At 51.5% G+C, this 15,867-nt stretch carries 16 protein-coding genes; 10 read left to right on the plus strand and 6 right to left on the minus strand.

The window, feature by feature from the left end:
* The first annotated feature begins 89 nt into the window (after positions 1–89).
* The 5 genes from RBT11_02915 to RBT11_02935 all read left to right on the plus strand — a co-directional run bounded on the left by RBT11_02915 (position 90) and on the right by RBT11_02935 (position 4,691).
* A complete protein-coding gene (locus RBT11_02915) occupies positions 90–434 on the plus strand; it encodes a YajD family HNH nuclease (GenBank protein MDX9785703.1) in 345 nt (114 codons plus the stop codon).
* Positions 435–468: 34 nt separating this feature from the next.
* A complete protein-coding gene (locus tag RBT11_02920; GenBank protein ID MDX9785704.1) occupies positions 469–579 on the plus strand; it encodes a cold shock domain-containing protein in 111 nt (36 codons plus the stop codon).
* Between the two features lie 736 nt (positions 580–1,315).
* Positions 1,316–2,326 (plus strand): ornithine carbamoyltransferase, encoded by a 1,011-nt coding sequence (gene argF, locus RBT11_02925; GenBank protein MDX9785705.1) that lies wholly within the window; start codon positions 1,316–1,318, stop codon positions 2,324–2,326.
* A 38-nt stretch (positions 2,327–2,364) separates the two neighbouring features.
* Complete coding sequence (arcC, locus tag RBT11_02930) at positions 2,365–3,291, plus strand: carbamate kinase (protein MDX9785706.1); 927 nt, start codon at positions 2,365–2,367, stop codon at positions 3,289–3,291.
* Between the two features lie 50 nt (positions 3,292–3,341).
* Positions 3,342–4,691: a cyclic 2,3-diphosphoglycerate synthase gene (locus tag RBT11_02935; protein MDX9785707.1), complete on the plus strand. Its 1,350-nt coding sequence runs from the start codon at positions 3,342–3,344 to the stop codon at positions 4,689–4,691.
* A gap of 550 nt (positions 4,692–5,241) precedes the next feature.
* Here the strand turns inward: RBT11_02935 and RBT11_02940 are convergent.
* The 4 genes from RBT11_02940 to RBT11_02955 are packed head-to-tail and all read right to left on the minus strand — an operon-like array spanning position 5,242 to position 7,946.
* Positions 5,242–5,778 carry a 2-oxoacid:acceptor oxidoreductase family protein gene (locus RBT11_02940; protein MDX9785708.1) on the minus strand — a complete coding sequence of 179 codons (537 nt, stop codon included), beginning with the start codon at positions 5,776–5,778 and terminating at the stop codon, positions 5,242–5,244.
* On the minus strand, positions 5,775–6,584 hold the full coding sequence (locus RBT11_02945; GenBank protein ID MDX9785709.1) for a 2-oxoacid:ferredoxin oxidoreductase subunit beta: 810 nt from the start codon (positions 6,582–6,584) through the stop codon (positions 5,775–5,777). Before RBT11_02945 ends, RBT11_02940 begins: the two co-directional genes overlap by 4 nt.
* A 2-nt stretch (positions 6,585–6,586) precedes the next feature.
* On the minus strand, positions 6,587–7,735 hold the full coding sequence (locus RBT11_02950; protein MDX9785710.1) for a 2-oxoacid:acceptor oxidoreductase subunit alpha: 1,149 nt from the start codon (positions 7,733–7,735) through the stop codon (positions 6,587–6,589).
* Positions 7,725–7,946 (minus strand): 4Fe-4S binding protein, encoded by a 222-nt coding sequence (locus RBT11_02955; protein MDX9785711.1) that lies wholly within the window; start codon positions 7,944–7,946, stop codon positions 7,725–7,727. Before RBT11_02955 ends, RBT11_02950 begins: the two co-directional genes overlap by 11 nt.
* A gap of 260 nt (positions 7,947–8,206) precedes the next feature.
* Here RBT11_02955 and RBT11_02960 point away from each other — a divergent pair, with 260 nt between their 5' ends.
* Positions 8,207–9,499 carry a lactate racemase domain-containing protein gene (locus RBT11_02960; GenBank protein MDX9785712.1) on the plus strand — a complete coding sequence of 431 codons (1,293 nt, stop codon included), beginning with the start codon at positions 8,207–8,209 and terminating at the stop codon, positions 9,497–9,499.
* Here RBT11_02960 and RBT11_02965 read toward each other — a convergent pair.
* Positions 9,477–10,118 (minus strand): hypothetical protein, encoded by a 642-nt coding sequence (locus tag RBT11_02965; protein MDX9785713.1) that lies wholly within the window; start codon positions 10,116–10,118, stop codon positions 9,477–9,479. The genes RBT11_02960 and RBT11_02965 overlap by 23 nt on opposite strands.
* A gap of 198 nt (positions 10,119–10,316) precedes the next feature.
* On the opposite strand from RBT11_02965, the gene RBT11_02970 reads away from it, so the two are divergent.
* From RBT11_02970 to RBT11_02985, 4 genes are all read left to right on the plus strand, one after another.
* Positions 10,317–10,775 carry an Hsp20/alpha crystallin family protein gene (locus tag RBT11_02970; GenBank protein ID MDX9785714.1) on the plus strand — a complete coding sequence of 153 codons (459 nt, stop codon included), beginning with the start codon at positions 10,317–10,319 and terminating at the stop codon, positions 10,773–10,775.
* Between the two features lie 13 nt (positions 10,776–10,788).
* Positions 10,789–11,196, plus strand: coding sequence for an Hsp20/alpha crystallin family protein (locus RBT11_02975; GenBank protein MDX9785715.1), 408 nt, complete (start codon positions 10,789–10,791; stop codon positions 11,194–11,196).
* Between the two features lie 262 nt (positions 11,197–11,458).
* Positions 11,459–13,366, plus strand: coding sequence for a molecular chaperone DnaK (gene dnaK, locus RBT11_02980; protein MDX9785716.1), 1,908 nt, complete (start codon positions 11,459–11,461; stop codon positions 13,364–13,366).
* Between the two features lie 219 nt (positions 13,367–13,585).
* Positions 13,586–13,813, plus strand: a complete 228-nt coding sequence (locus RBT11_02985) for a cold-shock protein (protein MDX9785717.1) — start codon at positions 13,586–13,588, stop codon at positions 13,811–13,813.
* Positions 13,814–13,884: 71 nt separating this feature from the next.
* On the opposite strand, the gene RBT11_02990 is transcribed toward RBT11_02985, so the two are convergent.
* Positions 13,885–15,864 (minus strand): LOG family protein, encoded by a 1,980-nt coding sequence (locus RBT11_02990; protein ID MDX9785718.1) that lies wholly within the window; start codon positions 15,862–15,864, stop codon positions 13,885–13,887.
* Between the last annotated feature and the right edge of the window lie 3 nt (positions 15,865–15,867).

A 15,867-nucleotide genomic window follows, 5' to 3' on the forward strand; every position in this document is an offset into this window, starting at 1 on the left:
TTAACTTTTCAAATGGTTATCTAAACTTATAGGCCTATAGCATGACATTAAAAAAACGTTCATCCGGTGTCGACAGGCAGGAGCAGATTATTGCCGAGGTGCGGCGTAATCGTAGTGAACTGGAAAAAACATACCGGGAAAAGGCGCTTAAGTTGTTTCCCAAAATTTGCGGTCGCTGCGGCCGCGAATTTGAAGGGAAAAAACTTCGAGAATTAACTGTCCACCATAAAGACCACAACCACGACAACAATCCGCCAGACGGCAGTAATTGGGAATTGTTGTGTATCTATTGCCATGATAATGAGCATTCGCGCCATGAGGTTGCCGAGGCCTATGACGGAAGCACCATGGAGAAAGACACGCTGGAATCCGATAGCTATCGACCTTTCGCGACCCTGGCGGGCTTGTTGAAAAATAAAACGGAAAAAAGATGAACATCAACCCTGCTGTTTTATGGTTTCAAAGCGCATGCATATTGTTGTAATAAGACTCCGGTTGCTGAAAGAAGGAGACCGTGTAACTTTTGATATCGAAACGGGAGGGAAAAAGCCTTCCGCAAAAAATGTCACGGTTATTTGAGCTTATAGTGCGTTTTTCAGCCGATAAAAAAAAGAATGTCCCGTTGCCAAAAAGTGGCGCATCTTTTTTTGGGGGGTGCCCATGGCACTTGCGGAATAGCGGTGCTCTGTTATTTGCCCCGGTGATGTGCAAAGGGTGCTTCAGTTAGCGGTTCCGTCCGATGGGACGAAACAAAATGTTACATCTTTCCTGCCTTTTTTTGCTGTGTTGTAACTTTTTGTTGCACGCCTCAACTTGCTTCAATAATATCCTTTTGATATTTAAGCACAAATAAAATAGTGAGATGTGGCATGGCCCTTGCTTTATTGAAACTGATGGGCGGTCGAAGAGCCGGTGCTCTCGCGCTGATATATTGCTGTTTCTCATTCTGATCGGATACTGCCGGCTGAATCGAATTCTCATGTTAAACCGGACCTGAATCCCGGCTTTTCGTCCCCCTCTTTTAAAGCGTTAACACCTCCCCGCATGGCGATGCCCCATAACGGCGCTGTTTTTTAGGCTTGCGCCGGTTTCGGCATTACGACATCTCTATCGGCCTCGTTTTCAATTCAGCTTTAGCACCTTGACCTTGAGCCAACTGAAACCTTTTGAAATTGACCCCATTTATTATAGAATTATTTGACAAGGCCGGCTTTGAAGTTATAGCTGTATTCTTTTATATTATAGAGGCACGCGATAAACGCAGCCCTTATGTTAGGTGATATGCTTCTGATTCAACCGCAAAGGAACAGAAACCATGGCTTTTGATTTGAGGAAGAGACATTTCCTGAAACTTCTCGATTTTACCCCGGGGGAAATTGGCGCCTTACTCGATCTTTCTTTTAACTTAAAACGGGACAAACGCAATGGAAATGAGCACCGGTATCTGAAGGGGAAAAACATCGTGCTCATATTTGAAAAAGATTCCACCCGGACCCGCTGTGCGTTTGAAGTTGCCTGTTTTGATCAAGGCGCCCGTGTTACTTATCTGGGGCCCACCGGCAATCAGATTGGCAGTAAGGAATCCATTAAAGACACCGCGCGGGTGCTGGGCCGCATGTATGACGGCATCGAATATCGCGGATTTGGACAGATGCGCGTTGAGAGGCTGGCAAAATATGCCGGTGTGCCGGTTTGGAACGGCCTGACCGATGAATTTCATCCTACGCAGGTGATGGCTGATTTTATGACCATGAGAACGCACTGTGACAAGCCGTTAAATCGCATCCGGTTCGCTTTCATGGGGGATGCCCGCAACAATGTCGCCAATTCGCTTTTGATCGGTGCCGCCAAGATGGGAATGGATTATCGCGCCGTGGCACCCAGGACGTTGCAACCTGATAAGAAATTGGTAAAAACAGCGCTTGATATTGCCAAAGAAACCGGCGCACGCATCACGATCACCGATGATCCGGACACCGGTGTAAAGGATTGTGACTTTCTCTATACGGATGTATGGGTTTCCATGGGGGAGCCGGCGGCGGTTTGGGAGGAACGAATTCGTCTTTTAACACCCTATCAGATCAATGACGCGGCCATGGAAAAAACCGGCAACCCGAACGTAAAATTTTTGCATTGCCTGCCCGCGTTCCACAATCGGGAAACCACTGTCGGCGAAGATATTTATCAAAAGTACGGGCTTTCAGCCATGGAAGTAACCAACTCCGTGTTCGAATCCCCGGCCTCTCTTGTCTGGGACGAAGCGGAAAACCGGCTGCATACCATCAAGGCGGTGATAATAGCCACTATCGGAGATGAGTTGATCTGATCCCTTTCTTTTGATTGAAGAAACCGGAAAACGTTGTCATGAAAAATTTGCCGATATTATTGATCGCGCTGGGGGGCAATGCGCTGATAAAAAAAGGGCAGGTCGGTACGGCTGAGGAACAACTGGAAAACCTCATTCATCCCATGAAACAAATCGCTCTGTTGGCCGGAAAATACAACATCGTCATCACACATGGAAACGGCCCCCAGGTCGGCAACTTGTTGTTGCAGCAAGAGGCCTGCTCCCGGGTTCCCAGAATGCCGCTGGAGATTATCGGCGCCATGACCCAGGGGCAAATCGGGTATATGATCGAATCCAGTCTAGATACGGCGTTAATGGAAGAGGGTATTGAAGATAAGTATTTTGTCACCCTGATCACCTATGTGGTGGTGGATGAAAATGATCCCCAACTGAAACACCCTTCCAAGCCCATCGGCCCGATTTATACCTGTGAGGAAGCGGAACGCCTACCCTATACCATGAAAGAAACCGATAAGGGGTTTCGCCGGGTTGTGGCTTCCCCAGGCCCCGTCACGATTGTGGAACATCGGGAAATCAAGAAATTGATTCATGAGGGGTTTATCGTCATCTGTTGCGGCGGCGGCGGTATTCCGGTCGTAAGAAAAGGGCGCAGATTTTCAGGGATCGAAGCAGTGATCGATAAGGATTTGGCCTCCTTCGTTCTCGCCAGGGATATTGTCGCCGATATTTTCATTATTGCTACGGATGTCCCCGGCGCAGTCCTATACAGGGGAACGCCAAAAGAAAAACGGCTTGGCAAGATTTCTTTGGCGGAAATGAAACGGCATATGGCCGAAGGGCATTTTCCGGCCGGATCCATGGGGCCGAAAGTGGAGGCGCTGGTTCGGTTTGTTGAAGCCACCGGTAACCGCGGGGTAATCTGCGATCTGGCGGACATCGTCGGCGCTGCGGCCGGCACGGCCGGCACGGAAATAATCCTTTAAACCAATTTCCTTTTATTCATTCGAAAATAGCGGATTGGGAGATGCCTCTTATGTTAAAGCGCAAGATTCTGATTTTGGGCGCGGCAGGCAGGGATTTTCATAATTTCAATGTGTGCTATCGAGGGGATAACAATGTTCATGTCGTGGGATTTACAGCCGCGCAGATTCCCGACATTGCAGATCGAAGATACCCGGCTGCGCTGGCGGGACCGCTTTATCCGAAAGGCATACCGATTTATCCGGAAACCAAGCTGGTGCAGCTCATTAAAGACCATCATGTGGATGAGTGCATTTTTTCCTACAGCGATGTGTCCAATCAATATGTCATGAACTTAAGCGCCATTGTCAATGCGGCGGGCGCCGGTTTTGTGCTCCCGGGACCGGGGAAAACGCAAATCAAAAGCACCAAACCGGTCATTTCCGTCGGCGCGGTCCGGACCGGTTGCGGCAAAAGCCAAACCGCCCGGCGTATCATTGAGATTTTAATGGCCAAGGACTTAAAGGTCGTGGCCATTCGCCATCCCATGCCCTATGGTGACCTGGCCGCCCAAATTGTCCAGCGATTTGCCAGCCTGGAAGACATTGACAAACACCATTGCACGGTTGAGGAAATGGAAGAATATGAACCGCATGTGGTTCGCGGAAATGTCATCTACGCTGGAGTCGATTACGAAGCGGTTGTCCGCGCCGCGGAACAGGATAGTGCCGGCTGTGATATCATCGTGTGGGACGGCGGCAACAATGACATTCCCTTTCTGCAATCCGATCTTCATGTCACGGTCGTGGACCCCCACCGGCCAGGGCATGAATGCACCTATTTTCCTGGAAATGCCAATCTGCGAATGGCCGATGTGGTGGTGATCAACAAAATGGATAGCGCGGATGCCGCAGGCATCGACACGGTTCGACGCCATATTGCCGAGTTGAACCCGAGAGCGATTGTGGTGGATGCTGCCTCTGCGCTGATAATGCAAGACCCGCTGATGGTGAAAGGGAAAAAAGTGCTGGTTGTGGAAGATGGGCCCACCCTGACCCATGGCGAAATGAAGATCGGCGCCGGCACGGTGGCGGCAAAAAAATACGGCGCCGCCGTCCTGGTTGATCCCAGACCGTTCACGGTGGGACGTCTTTCGCAGACGTTTCAAATTTATCCGGGTATCGGGTGCGTACTGCCGGCAATGGGTTATGGCCCCGAACAGCTAAAAGATCTTGAAACCACGATCAACCGTACAGCCTGCGACGCAGTGGTCATCGGTACGCCCATTGATTTAACGCGCATTATCAACATCAACAACCCCAGCACTCGCGTTTTTTACAGCCTGCAGGAAATCGGCCAACCGGATATGGACATGGTGCTGTCGGGGTTTCTGGCGCGCCGAAACTTCCGGGTGAGCCTTTAGGTCCTTTTGAAACCGGCACTACCGGCTGTCGGCTTCCGGTTACTGCGGGTTCGGTTAATCTTTATATGGAAAGCCCGTTTTCAGCGGCAAACCGAACGGTGATTACCACATCTTCCGTGGCGTTGGGATACACGACAGCAGCGGGCATTTTCCGGAAAATACTGCCGTCCGTGAACAACATATACCGCCGAAGCGCTCGGTGTGAACTTCCCCGGAAATCAGCGATCTTAATTCGTGATAAGCCATTCTATCCCTCATACGGTTTTGTTGGCCATGATCATGGTTTCGGCCGCGCCAGGGTATTTTTTCCAGACCGGCAGGAACTCGCTGCCGCTTAAACAGCCTGCCGTTCTTCCAAAAACACCCTGGTGCGGCCTCCCTGCCGTGGGAAATTGGCCAAAACGATCATCAAGACCCTTTTGTCATTTTCTTTCTTTAGGCGGGATAAAAAAAAGGGCACCGCAGGAGACCTTCCTCCACAGGTACCCGAATGAATGTGATTGGGTGCATTTTACGGGGTATGCTGTTGCGCAAGCCCTACTACTTGCCTCTATTTCTCTCCCAATGCGACCCCTAACGACAAGGCCTTTTTGTTCATGTCGATGACTCCCGCCGCCAGCCGTTTCTCAAGAACTTTTTCAACGGATGCGGGACGAACCAATTTCGTCAGGCCCACTACCGCGCCCAACATGCAGATATTCAGGACGATCGGATTTCCGATCGTCTTCATAACGGTTTCCCACAGGGGAAGTTGCATTTGGCGGGCGTCCACCTTTTTTTCAACAGTGACAAACCGGCTGTCCGTCAGCAAAAGACCCCCTGGCCGAATCAGGGATCTGAATTTAATGTAGGCGCCTTGCGTCAGACACACCAGAACATTGGGCTGAATCACCTTGGGGAAATAAATGTCCGTATTTGAGATGATAACATCGCTGCGCGTGGCGCCTCCCCTGACCTCCGAACTATAATCCTGCGACTGAACGGCGTTTAAATTTTCAAATAATACTGCGGCTTCCGCCAGTATTAGCGCTGCGGTGATAACGCCTTGGCCACCAGAGCCTGAAAAAACGATTCGGGTTTGGGTCATGCCGTACTTCCTTTACTCGCATGGTCTACGATTTTCTGATATTCGCTGCAATATTCCGGCAACTCCTTTTGCACAAAAATGCCCCGTTCAATCAGGGCCGGGTTTTCCTGTTTCGCCCGAGAGCCGATCGGCGTGGTTTGTTCCTTATACAGTTCCATCATCTCCACGGCACTCCCCTGCTTGTTCTTTCGGCCGAAATGCGTGGGGCACTGACTCATCACTTCAACCACGGAAAAGCCTTTGTGCAAAATCGCCTGCTGAATCATTTCGGTCAGTTGCTGCACATGGTAGGTGGTGGTACGGGCAACAAAGGTTGCGCCGGCCGCCTCGCTGAGTTTAGCAATATCAAAGCCCTGGTCAATGACCCCGAAGGGAGCCGTTGTGGCCTTGTTTCCATAACCGGTCAAAGGGGAGTACTGGCCGCCGGTCATGCCGTAAGTGCGGTTATTCATGATAATGGCCGTGATGTCGATATTGCGGCGGGCTGCATGAATAAAATGGTTTCCGCCGATGGCCAGTGCATCGCCGTCGCCCATGGGCACAATGACATTCAGTTTCGGCAAACTCATTTTCACGCCGGTGGCAAAGGCCAGTGCCCGGCCGTGCAGGGTATGAAGCGTATGAACATCGACATATCCCGAAATGCGCGATGAGCAGCCGATTCCCGAAACCATGACCACTTCGTTCCGGCTCATGCCAAGTTTATCAAAGGCATGCAGCATGGCGTTCAATACGGTTCCATGGCCGCAACCCGGGCACCAGATATGCGGGAAAAACCGCTCTCGAATATAATTTTTGATCGCCATGCTTATACCCCCCGCCCCTGTATGATATGCAGAAAATCTACAATATTGCTAGGCGTTATCAGCTCCCCATCCACCCGGTTGGCCAGAAAAACACGCTCGGGACAATCCACGGCTGCACGAACGGACTCGGTGATCTGGCCCATATTCATTTCCACCACCAAAATGAAGCGCGCTTGGGCGCATCGTTCCTGAACAATGTGTGCGGGAAATGGCCACAGGGTTTGCAATTCCAGAAGTCCGATGCGATCGCCCTTGATACGGGCCTTTTTAACAACATGCAATGCGGATCGAGCTGCAGAGCCATAGGAGATTATGATGGTTCGGGCATCCGCCAAGTCAAATTCTTTGTACCGGGCAAGCTGATAGGTGTTTTGATTGATTTTATCGACCAGATGGCGCACCAGCCCATGAACGACCTTTGGATTGCTGGAAGGAAAGCCCCACATATCGTGAAAGAGTCCCGTCACATTATACCGGTGAACCCCGCCGAAATCACTCATTGGCAGCCGGCCGTCCTCCCTGGGCAGATACGGATGGTAATCGACGCCTTCCTTAACAGAGGTCCGCAACCGTTCCACCAGGGGAATATCGCCCGGGTCCGGAACGCGAAGGGTTTCCCGCATATGCCCGATCACCTCGTCCAGTAACAGAATAACCGGCGTGCGATAGGTCTCCGCGATATTAAAGGCTTCCACCGTCATGAGAAACACATCCTGATGCGTGGAGGCGGTCAGTGCCACTAAGGCATGATCCCCGTGCGTTCCCCATCGGGCCTGGTTCACATCGCCCTGGGCAACATGGGTGGGGTTTCCCGTGGAAGGCCCCCCGCGCTGAACATTCACGATGACGCTGGGAATTTCTGTCATGATCGCATATCCGATGGCTTCCTGCATCAATGAAAAGCCGGGGCTGCTGGTGGCGGTCATCACTTTCCGACCCGCCAGCGAAGCGCCGATAATGGCGCACATGGAAGCGATCTCATCTTCCATCTGAATAAATATGCCGCCCCGAGCGGGCAACCGGTAGGACAGGTGCTCGGCGATTTCGGTGGAAGGGGTAATGGGGTAACCGGCAAAAAACTCCAAGCCGGCATATAGGGCGCCTTCCACGCAAGCCTCGTTGCCCTGAATGAATTTTAGATTATCGTTCATGATCAGACGGCTCCGTTTCTATTTCAATGGCAAGATCCGGACATCTTAATTCGCATAACCGGCAGCAGATGCATGCCTCGGGACGCTGCGCTGTCACCTTTTCATTTTCATCCAGAGCCAATACCTGCTTGGGGCAAAAAGCCACGCAAATTCCGCACCCCTTGCACCAGTCCCGTTCAATGACATGCCGTTTAAGTTTTTCTTTCCCCATGTGAATTGTCCTTATGCGTTGGCGGCAACCCGTGATCGCACACGCCCCCGTGACCCAGGCCCCATTGAGCGGTCTGGGTGCTTGCATCCGATTCGGCATGCTGTTATGAAAAGGCGGCAGCGGGTAAATCCTTCTTATTTTTTTAGTAAAAATACGCTTGCAGGTCAAGCTTCGGTTCAATCCGCAGTTCGGTGAACCGGATAAATTCGTTGCGTTGATGGTCGGCAGGCTTCTATCAAAAAACAAGTTGGCGCAATACGATGCGATATCCTGATTTTATTGAAAAACCATATCGTTTCCCCTCTTTTTTTCATGTCCGCGTACAGCGCCCGAAAGACCAGATCAACGACATTCCCGCCGCCATGGAAGCACAAATGCGTGCTGTAATACCCCACAGCGGCATTAAGGCCGGTGACCGGGTAGCGTTGGCCGTGGGAAGCCGGGGCATTTACCGGCTCTCCGACATGGTCAAAAGTATGTGTGATCAGCTAAAAGCGATCGGGGCCAGGCCCTTCATCATTCCGGCCATGGGAAGCCACGGGGGCGCCACTGCCGAAGGCCAGCAAAAAGTGCTCGAAACCCTGGGCGTTACGCCTGCTGCTATCGGCGCACCGGTGATCTCAAGCATGGAAACGGTGCAAATCGGCACCGTCATGAACGATGTTCCGGTGTATTTTTCAAAAGAAGCGGCGGAAATGGATCACACGTTGTGCATCAACCGCATCAAGCCCCACACGAAATTCAAGGCCCCAATGGAAAGCGGCTTGGTTAAGATGCTTTGCGTCGGTTTGGGCAAGCATCAGGGCGCCATCACCTGGCACCACTATGCGCTGAAATACGGGTTTTATGAGCTGCTTTGCGCCATGGGGGAAGCCATTGTGATAAACAGCAATGTCCGGTTTGGCATTGGCGTGGTGGAAAATGCGTATGATCAACCGCTTATTATCGAGGCGGTGCCGGCATTGAACATGTGGGGTCGTGAAAAGGCCCTTCTCGCCATTGCCAAGAACCATTTTCCCAGGCTGCCCATTCGCGAGGTGGACGCGTTGATTGTCGAGCACATTGGAAAAGATATCAGCGGCGCCGGCATGGACCCGAATGTGACCGGCAGAAGTCTTGATCTAAAGGAAAGCGATTTTTCACAGGACTTTAACGCAATGCGCATTGCCATATTGAACCTGACGGTAAATACCGATGGAAACGCCATCGGGTTGGGCCATGCGGACTTTATCACCGAAAAGGTCTTTGCGCACCTTGATTACGAAAAAACCGTTCTGAATGCATTAACCAGCAATTCAATACGAAAAGCGTTTATTCCGGTTCGCCTGCCCACGGACGAAAAGGCCATACAAGCTTGCTTTTCAACCCTGGGCCCGATTCCGCCGGAAGCGGTTCGCGCCGTTATCATCCAGAATACGCGTCAGGTATTTGACTTCTGGGCTAGCAGCGCATTGCGACCGGAGCTGGAATCGCTCTCAACCATTCGGTTGTCGAAAGATTTTTTCCTGCGATGGGATGCAGACGGCAACCTTATTCTGCCTCCCCTTGCTTAAACAACAGCCCTAAGGATTCGGGATCGAATTCCTCGATGATTTTACCCTTTTCGACAAAATCGCTGATCTGAGCGATAGCGTTTTGGTACGCCTGCATTGCTTGCGTCATCCATGACAAGGTCGGATCTTCCTCACCCAACTTCGTTTCGATCCGGTTCCGAAGCGCCAGTCCCGCTTGAAAATGGCGGTTCAGTTCATCCAGCACTTGTTTTCGGGCTTCATGCTTCTTTCGTTCGGCCAGAATGACCGGCAACAGGCGTTTTACCGAGTATTCCACCAGCGCGTCCCGCGGTGCATTATAATGCTTTGATACTGTTTCGAGGGAATTAAGCGACCGGCGGCTGATCACAAAGGTTTTTTGAACGCGATTTAAGGGGGGAAGCCGGGCCTCGCGCGCCTCCCGGGCAATGGATGAGAGACTTCGGGTGTCTTCCGCCAAATGGTCAAACAGTGATTTTTGCTTAATTCCCAGGTGTTTTGCCACGATACTGATGGCGTCGATGCATCCGGCCGACAACTTGAACGTGGCCCGGATCGATTGCCGGCCCCGTAGATCGCTGCCGGTAGCCTCGGAGAACGAAAGCTCCCCTTCAACATTAAGTTCGTTATCGGGTCCCATAGGCCGCTCCTCACACGAAAATCCATATAATTACTTATAAATTATATTACTATAATAATAATGCAAGAAAAATTTTCAAACGTTATTGACTTTCTTTTTTTTATTTCTATTTTTCGATTAACCAAGGGCGATGTCGCAATGAAACCTTCAACGCGACTGAAAACATATCAGGTAACCCAAACACAGGAGGATGGAAAAATGATATACAGAACTGCTTTCGGGCTTCCGAGCTGGAATTTCAGAAGCGCCTTTGACGAATTAAATCGAATGAGAAGACAAATGGATAGACTATTTGAAGGGATTCCGGACAGATCGCTTTCCGGCTATTCAGGCAGTGTGTTTCCGGCCATGAACCTCACCGAAGACAAAGACTATTATATCATTCGGGCGGAGTTGCCGGGCATTGCATCCAGCGAACTGAATATTGAAGCCACCGGAAGAAATCTTTCCATTACCGGAGAGCGCAAAATTCCGGCTCCCGAAGAAGGCGCCAAATACCATCGCCGGGAGCGTGAAGCCGGCCGGTTCGCGCGGGCCATCAGTCTGCCAGGAGAAATTGATGCGGCAAAGGTCGAGGCTTCCTTGAAAAACGGTATCCTCACGGTGAAATTACCAAAGGCGGCCGCTTCGAAACCACGACAGATCACAATCAATTAAGGAGGAAAGGGCCATGACTACCGATACCAAAGAGCTTCAGGCAAAGGAAAAACAAGAACTGGCATCTGTTGCGGAGCAGACCAAGCCCGGGCTTGTGTTTACGCCAGATGTGGATATTTATGAAACCGACCACGCACTGAAACTGGTGGCGGATATGCCGGGTGTCACGCCCGAAACGCTGAACATCGACCTTCGGGACAATGTGCTGACCATTACCGGGGACAGCCCCCCGCTCGGCGGTGCGGAAGAAAAGGCGGTTCTGGTGGAATATAACACCGGTACCTATTACAGGCAGTTTACCCTTTCAGAAATTATCAACCAGGACAAAATCGACGCCCAGTTAAATGATGGCGTGTTGAGCCTGACCCTGCCGAAGGTTGAAAAGGCCGCACCCCGAAAAATTGCAGTTACTGCTCAGTAATGACGAGACAAGCCGGGTCCGGAGCATTATATCAACGGGCTCGGCTTTCTTGTTCTTTTTTGGATCTATCCGGTAGTTGTGTCACCCGCCTCATTGATGACCGATACGCTTTCAACTGATGCCCTGCCAGCTCCTAATAAAGCATATTAAAAAATTTTTGCCACGTCCGTTACTATGTGTTGACATTCGAAAAATACTGGCTACCTTAACATTACTAATAATGATTAACTATAAATAATAATGTAGCCAATGGAGGTATAAAATGAACAAAGTGATCGGAATAGATCTTGGCACGACCAATTCATGCGTTGCGATCATCGAAGGGGGTGACCCGATGGTTATTTCCAACCCGGAAGGGGGCCGTACCACCCCGTCCATTGTCGCGGTATCCAAATCGGGCGAACGGCTCGTGGGGCAGATCGCTAAACGCCAGGCGGTTACTAACCCGGAAAATACGATTTCCGGCGTAAAGCGTCTGATCGGGCGCAAATACGATTCAGCCGAGGTGCAAAAGGATATCAAGGTGCTGCCCTACAAAATTAGAAAGGGAGCAAACGGGGATGCCGTGATTGAATTAAACGGCAAGCAGCATAGCCCGGCCGAAGTTTCATCCATGATTCTGGCCGACATCAAGCATACGGCTGAAGCCTACCTGGGCCACAGCGTCACGGACGCCGTTATCACGGTGCCGGCTTATTTTAATGACAGCCAGCGACAGGCGACAAAGGATGCCGGTAAAATTGCAGGGTTAAATGTTCAGCGCATCATAAATGAGCCCACGGCGGCAGCTCTTGCCTATGGTCTGGATAAGAATAAGGAAGGGAAGATTGCGGTGTTTGACTTGGGCGGCGGCACCTTTGATATCTCCATTCTCGATATCGGGGATGGGGTCTTTGAGGTAAAAAGCACCAATGGTGACACGCACTTGGGCGGGGAAGATTTTGATTTGCTTCTGGTGGATTATCTGGCCGACGAGTTTAAAAAGGATCAGGGGTTTGATCTTCGAAACGACAAAATGGCCTTGCAGCGATTAAAGGAAGCCGCTGAAAAAGCCAAAATGGAGCTTTCCACCACAGCTCAGACCGAGATCAATCTGCCCTTTATTACGGCGGACGCCAATGGACCGAAACATCTGAACATCAAGCTGAGCCGGGCGAAGCTGGAATCCCTGGTGGCAGATCTTCTCGATAAGCTGGAAGGACCGTGCCGCCAGGCGCTCGCAGATGCAAAATTGACCCCGGCGCAAATCAGCGAGGTCATTCTTGTGGGTGGTATGACTCGCATGCCGGCGGTTCAGGAGCGGGTCCGGCGGATTTTCGGGAAAGAGCCCCAAAAGGGCGTCAATCCGGACGAAGTGGTGGCCATGGGAGCTGCCATTCAGGGAGGGGTTCTCAAAGGAGACGTTCAGGATGTGCTGTTGCTCGATGTTACCCCGTTATCGCTGGGTATTGAAACCCTGGGGGGCGTGATGACCCGGCTCATCGAGAAAAATACCACCATTCCGACCAAGAAGAGCGAAATGTTTTCGACCGCCGAGGATAATCAGCCGGCAGTTTCCATTCATGTGCTTCAAGGGGAGCGGGAAATGGCGCGGGACAACAAAACGCTGGGTCGCTTTGAGTTGGTCGGCATCGCGCCGGCGCCACGAGGCACCCCCCAGATTGAAGTGACCTTTGACATCGATGCGGATGGTATCGTGAACGTATCGGCCAGGGACATGGCCACGGGAAAAGCGCAATCCATCAAGATTACCGCCACTTCCGGGCTGACAAAGGCCGATATCGATCGACTGGTACAAGAAGCGCAAATTCATTCCGCGGAGGATAGACAAAAAAGAGCCCTGATCGATGCCCGCAACCAGGCGGATGCCTTGATCTATTCGACGGAAAAAACGCTTCAAACGCATCGGGCCGAGATTGATTCGGCAACCCTCGGTGAGGTCGAAGCCGCGATACAAGCGCTTAAATCCGCGGCAAAAGACGAAGATACAAATGAGATTACGCGCCGAACCGACGCCCTGCAGCACGCTGCGCACGCAATGTCAACGGCATTGTATCAGCGTGAATCGGCCGGAACGAACCGGGGCGCCGAACCTCACGCCAGCGCATCCCACTCGTCAATGAATGAGGATGAAAATGTGGTGGACGCGGAATATGAAGAGGTCAACTAACGAGCCCGGCAATGGGCGGCGGCCTTCAATGGGTGCCGCCCATTGCGGCAACCACCCACTTGATCGATATCCATATCAACCCATAACATAGGTGCGTCGTTTTTCCGTATAGGTATTTATACCCACGTCAAAACGCGTACTTTTACCAATTACGGTATCCTTTTTTTTAGTTTATAGTATTCTTCGATATAATGGCATAGCTATCTAAAGGAGGCGGTGATGCCGACAGGAACGGTAAAATGGTTTAATAGCAGCCAAGGCTATGGTTTCATTGAAGAAGAGCATGGACGGGCCAATGTGTTCGTCCAGCTCTCAGAGGTGATTCCTAGTCGTTCAAAAGGGTTCAGGCCATTAAAAGAAGGGGACCGAGTTGCTTTCGACATCGAACGGGGTCATACCGGCTTGACTGCTATAAACGTTATGCTGCATAGAGAAAGCCACAACTGAAAAGGTCTAAATAGCGAACGCCTTGGGCAATTGCCGAGGCCTTGGCACGCATCGAATTTTTCAACCCTCCTTTAAAACAAATTCAATCGGTTTCGATAAGCACCGATGACTCTGGCCGGATCATCGGTGATCACGATATTCTCGCCGACCCATTCCGGTGCCCGGCCCTTGTGGATCATTTCCCGAATCTGCGTTTCCATGCCGGTCCAGAACAAGCCGCCGCTTTCGGTGTCAAAAAGTATGACAGGCACCTGCTCTGAAATGGACAGCTTCATATTACACAGGGTGATGCCGAGTTCTTCCAGTGAGCCCAGTCCGCCGACATTGAAGATGGGAAATGAAGCGATTTCAAACCATTTTTGTCGGCTGTGGCGGCAGGTGGATTGAAACACCTGACAAAAATCCACATCCGTTGTCATGGATTGGTCTGTGATTTCCAGGTAGTTGGCGCCGGAGAGAATCCCGCGCTCACGCGCTAGGGTATTGGCCTGTTCCATGACGCCGCTGCCGCCTCCCGTGACGATGCCAATTCGTTTTCCCCAAAATTCCACCAGCGTGTCCATGAGCCGGCCCAACCGGGCGTAGCCGTTTTCGGACAGGATCATATTCGAGCCGTAAAAAGCGAACAGCATGGATTTGTGAAAATCAGCCAGGCGTTCCGGAACGACGAAATACCCCATACCGTCGCGCATGGTGTGTTCCATCAATTGATGATTCACTCCACAGATCCAATAGGTGTCCAATCCGAAGGCCTGGTACTCCCGTAAGTGGCTGTGATCCTGCTCCGAGAGAAACTGTCCATGCTCTCTGGAGGCTTCAAAAAAATAGACCGCGCTGATGAGGCCGTCCGCTGCCAGGTTGATAATATCCCGATGCTCCAGAAGATTCGGGAAATATTTCAGAGCCAGAATGCCAGATTTGCCGCTCAATGCCTTTTGAAGATGGGCCGTGCCGTATTTATGAGGGCACTGGCTATGAAGGGAATAATCCCGCCGGGCCGTTACACACGCAGCTGGTGACACCGGGCAACGCGCCGGCGGTCCGTTCATGAATATCTGCGCATCCTTCAAGGCACCGGGTTTATTCGGTATCAACGCCACCGGCCGGTCGAGGTAATGGCAGTTGCCACCCTTCCGGCAATCCATTGCGGCCTCCAGCTTTTTCATCTCTTTAAAGGGATACAGCGTGCTGCCGTGAACGGATGTTCTGGGAGCGGATCGCTTCTCTTTTTTGGGGACGCGGTATATTTTCGCAGATATCAGCGGGTTCACGATGGGGTGAGCGCTGCCGTTGACAATTTCAAGAAAAATGCGAATCCCCCGTGTTTTGATTGGATCAAGAATCGTGGCGGGCAAGTGTTTTCCTAAGGAAAGCCCGCTTTGCAGCGCCACATAATGCTCGTTGAGATACATCGAGCAGGTCGTGATGACGCCTTTGCCGGGCGCGATGGTGACGGCCGGCACCGGTTCGCGAATCTGAAACCGGTTTAAAAGCTCTCTGCCGTTCTCACGAAACAAGATTCGGCCAAAGGTCTCCTTGTCCAGGCCGGGCTTGAGTTTGCAAATGACCTTATGCGGCGTAATTAGGATGCTGCCGTCGCTTGATATGGTAGTTGACGCCGGCAGTTTGAGTGTTGCCTGGTTGATGGCATCGATGACTTCCCCGGAGGTCAGAAGCGCCTCCGGGTTGAGGTAAACCAAACGCCCCACGGGAAGTCCGATGGTAAAGAAGTCTTTGAGAATCTTAATATCGGGATACCCGCCAATAACCGAGGATGCCTCCAGATCCAAAATCAGGGTATTGCCTTCCAATCGCTCGGCACAGGGCGGCTCTCCCTGAATGGTTACACCCAACCTGGCGATTCGGGAGCGTTCACTATATACCAGGTGCTCAGCGTGATATTTCAACCGCTCCACAAAGGCGTCGGTCAGCTCAAAGGCGGCCTGAAATAGAATTCGCTGATCGTTGGATTCGACGACCTTTGTAATGATACCATCCCCGGACTGCAACAGTCCCCGAAAGGAACGGTTGTCCCATCGCTTTCGACTCATACT

It is taken from the genome of Desulfobacterales bacterium, assembly GCA_034003325.1.
GTDB lineage: Bacteria > Desulfobacterota > Desulfobacteria > Desulfobacterales > JAFDDL01 > JAVEYW01.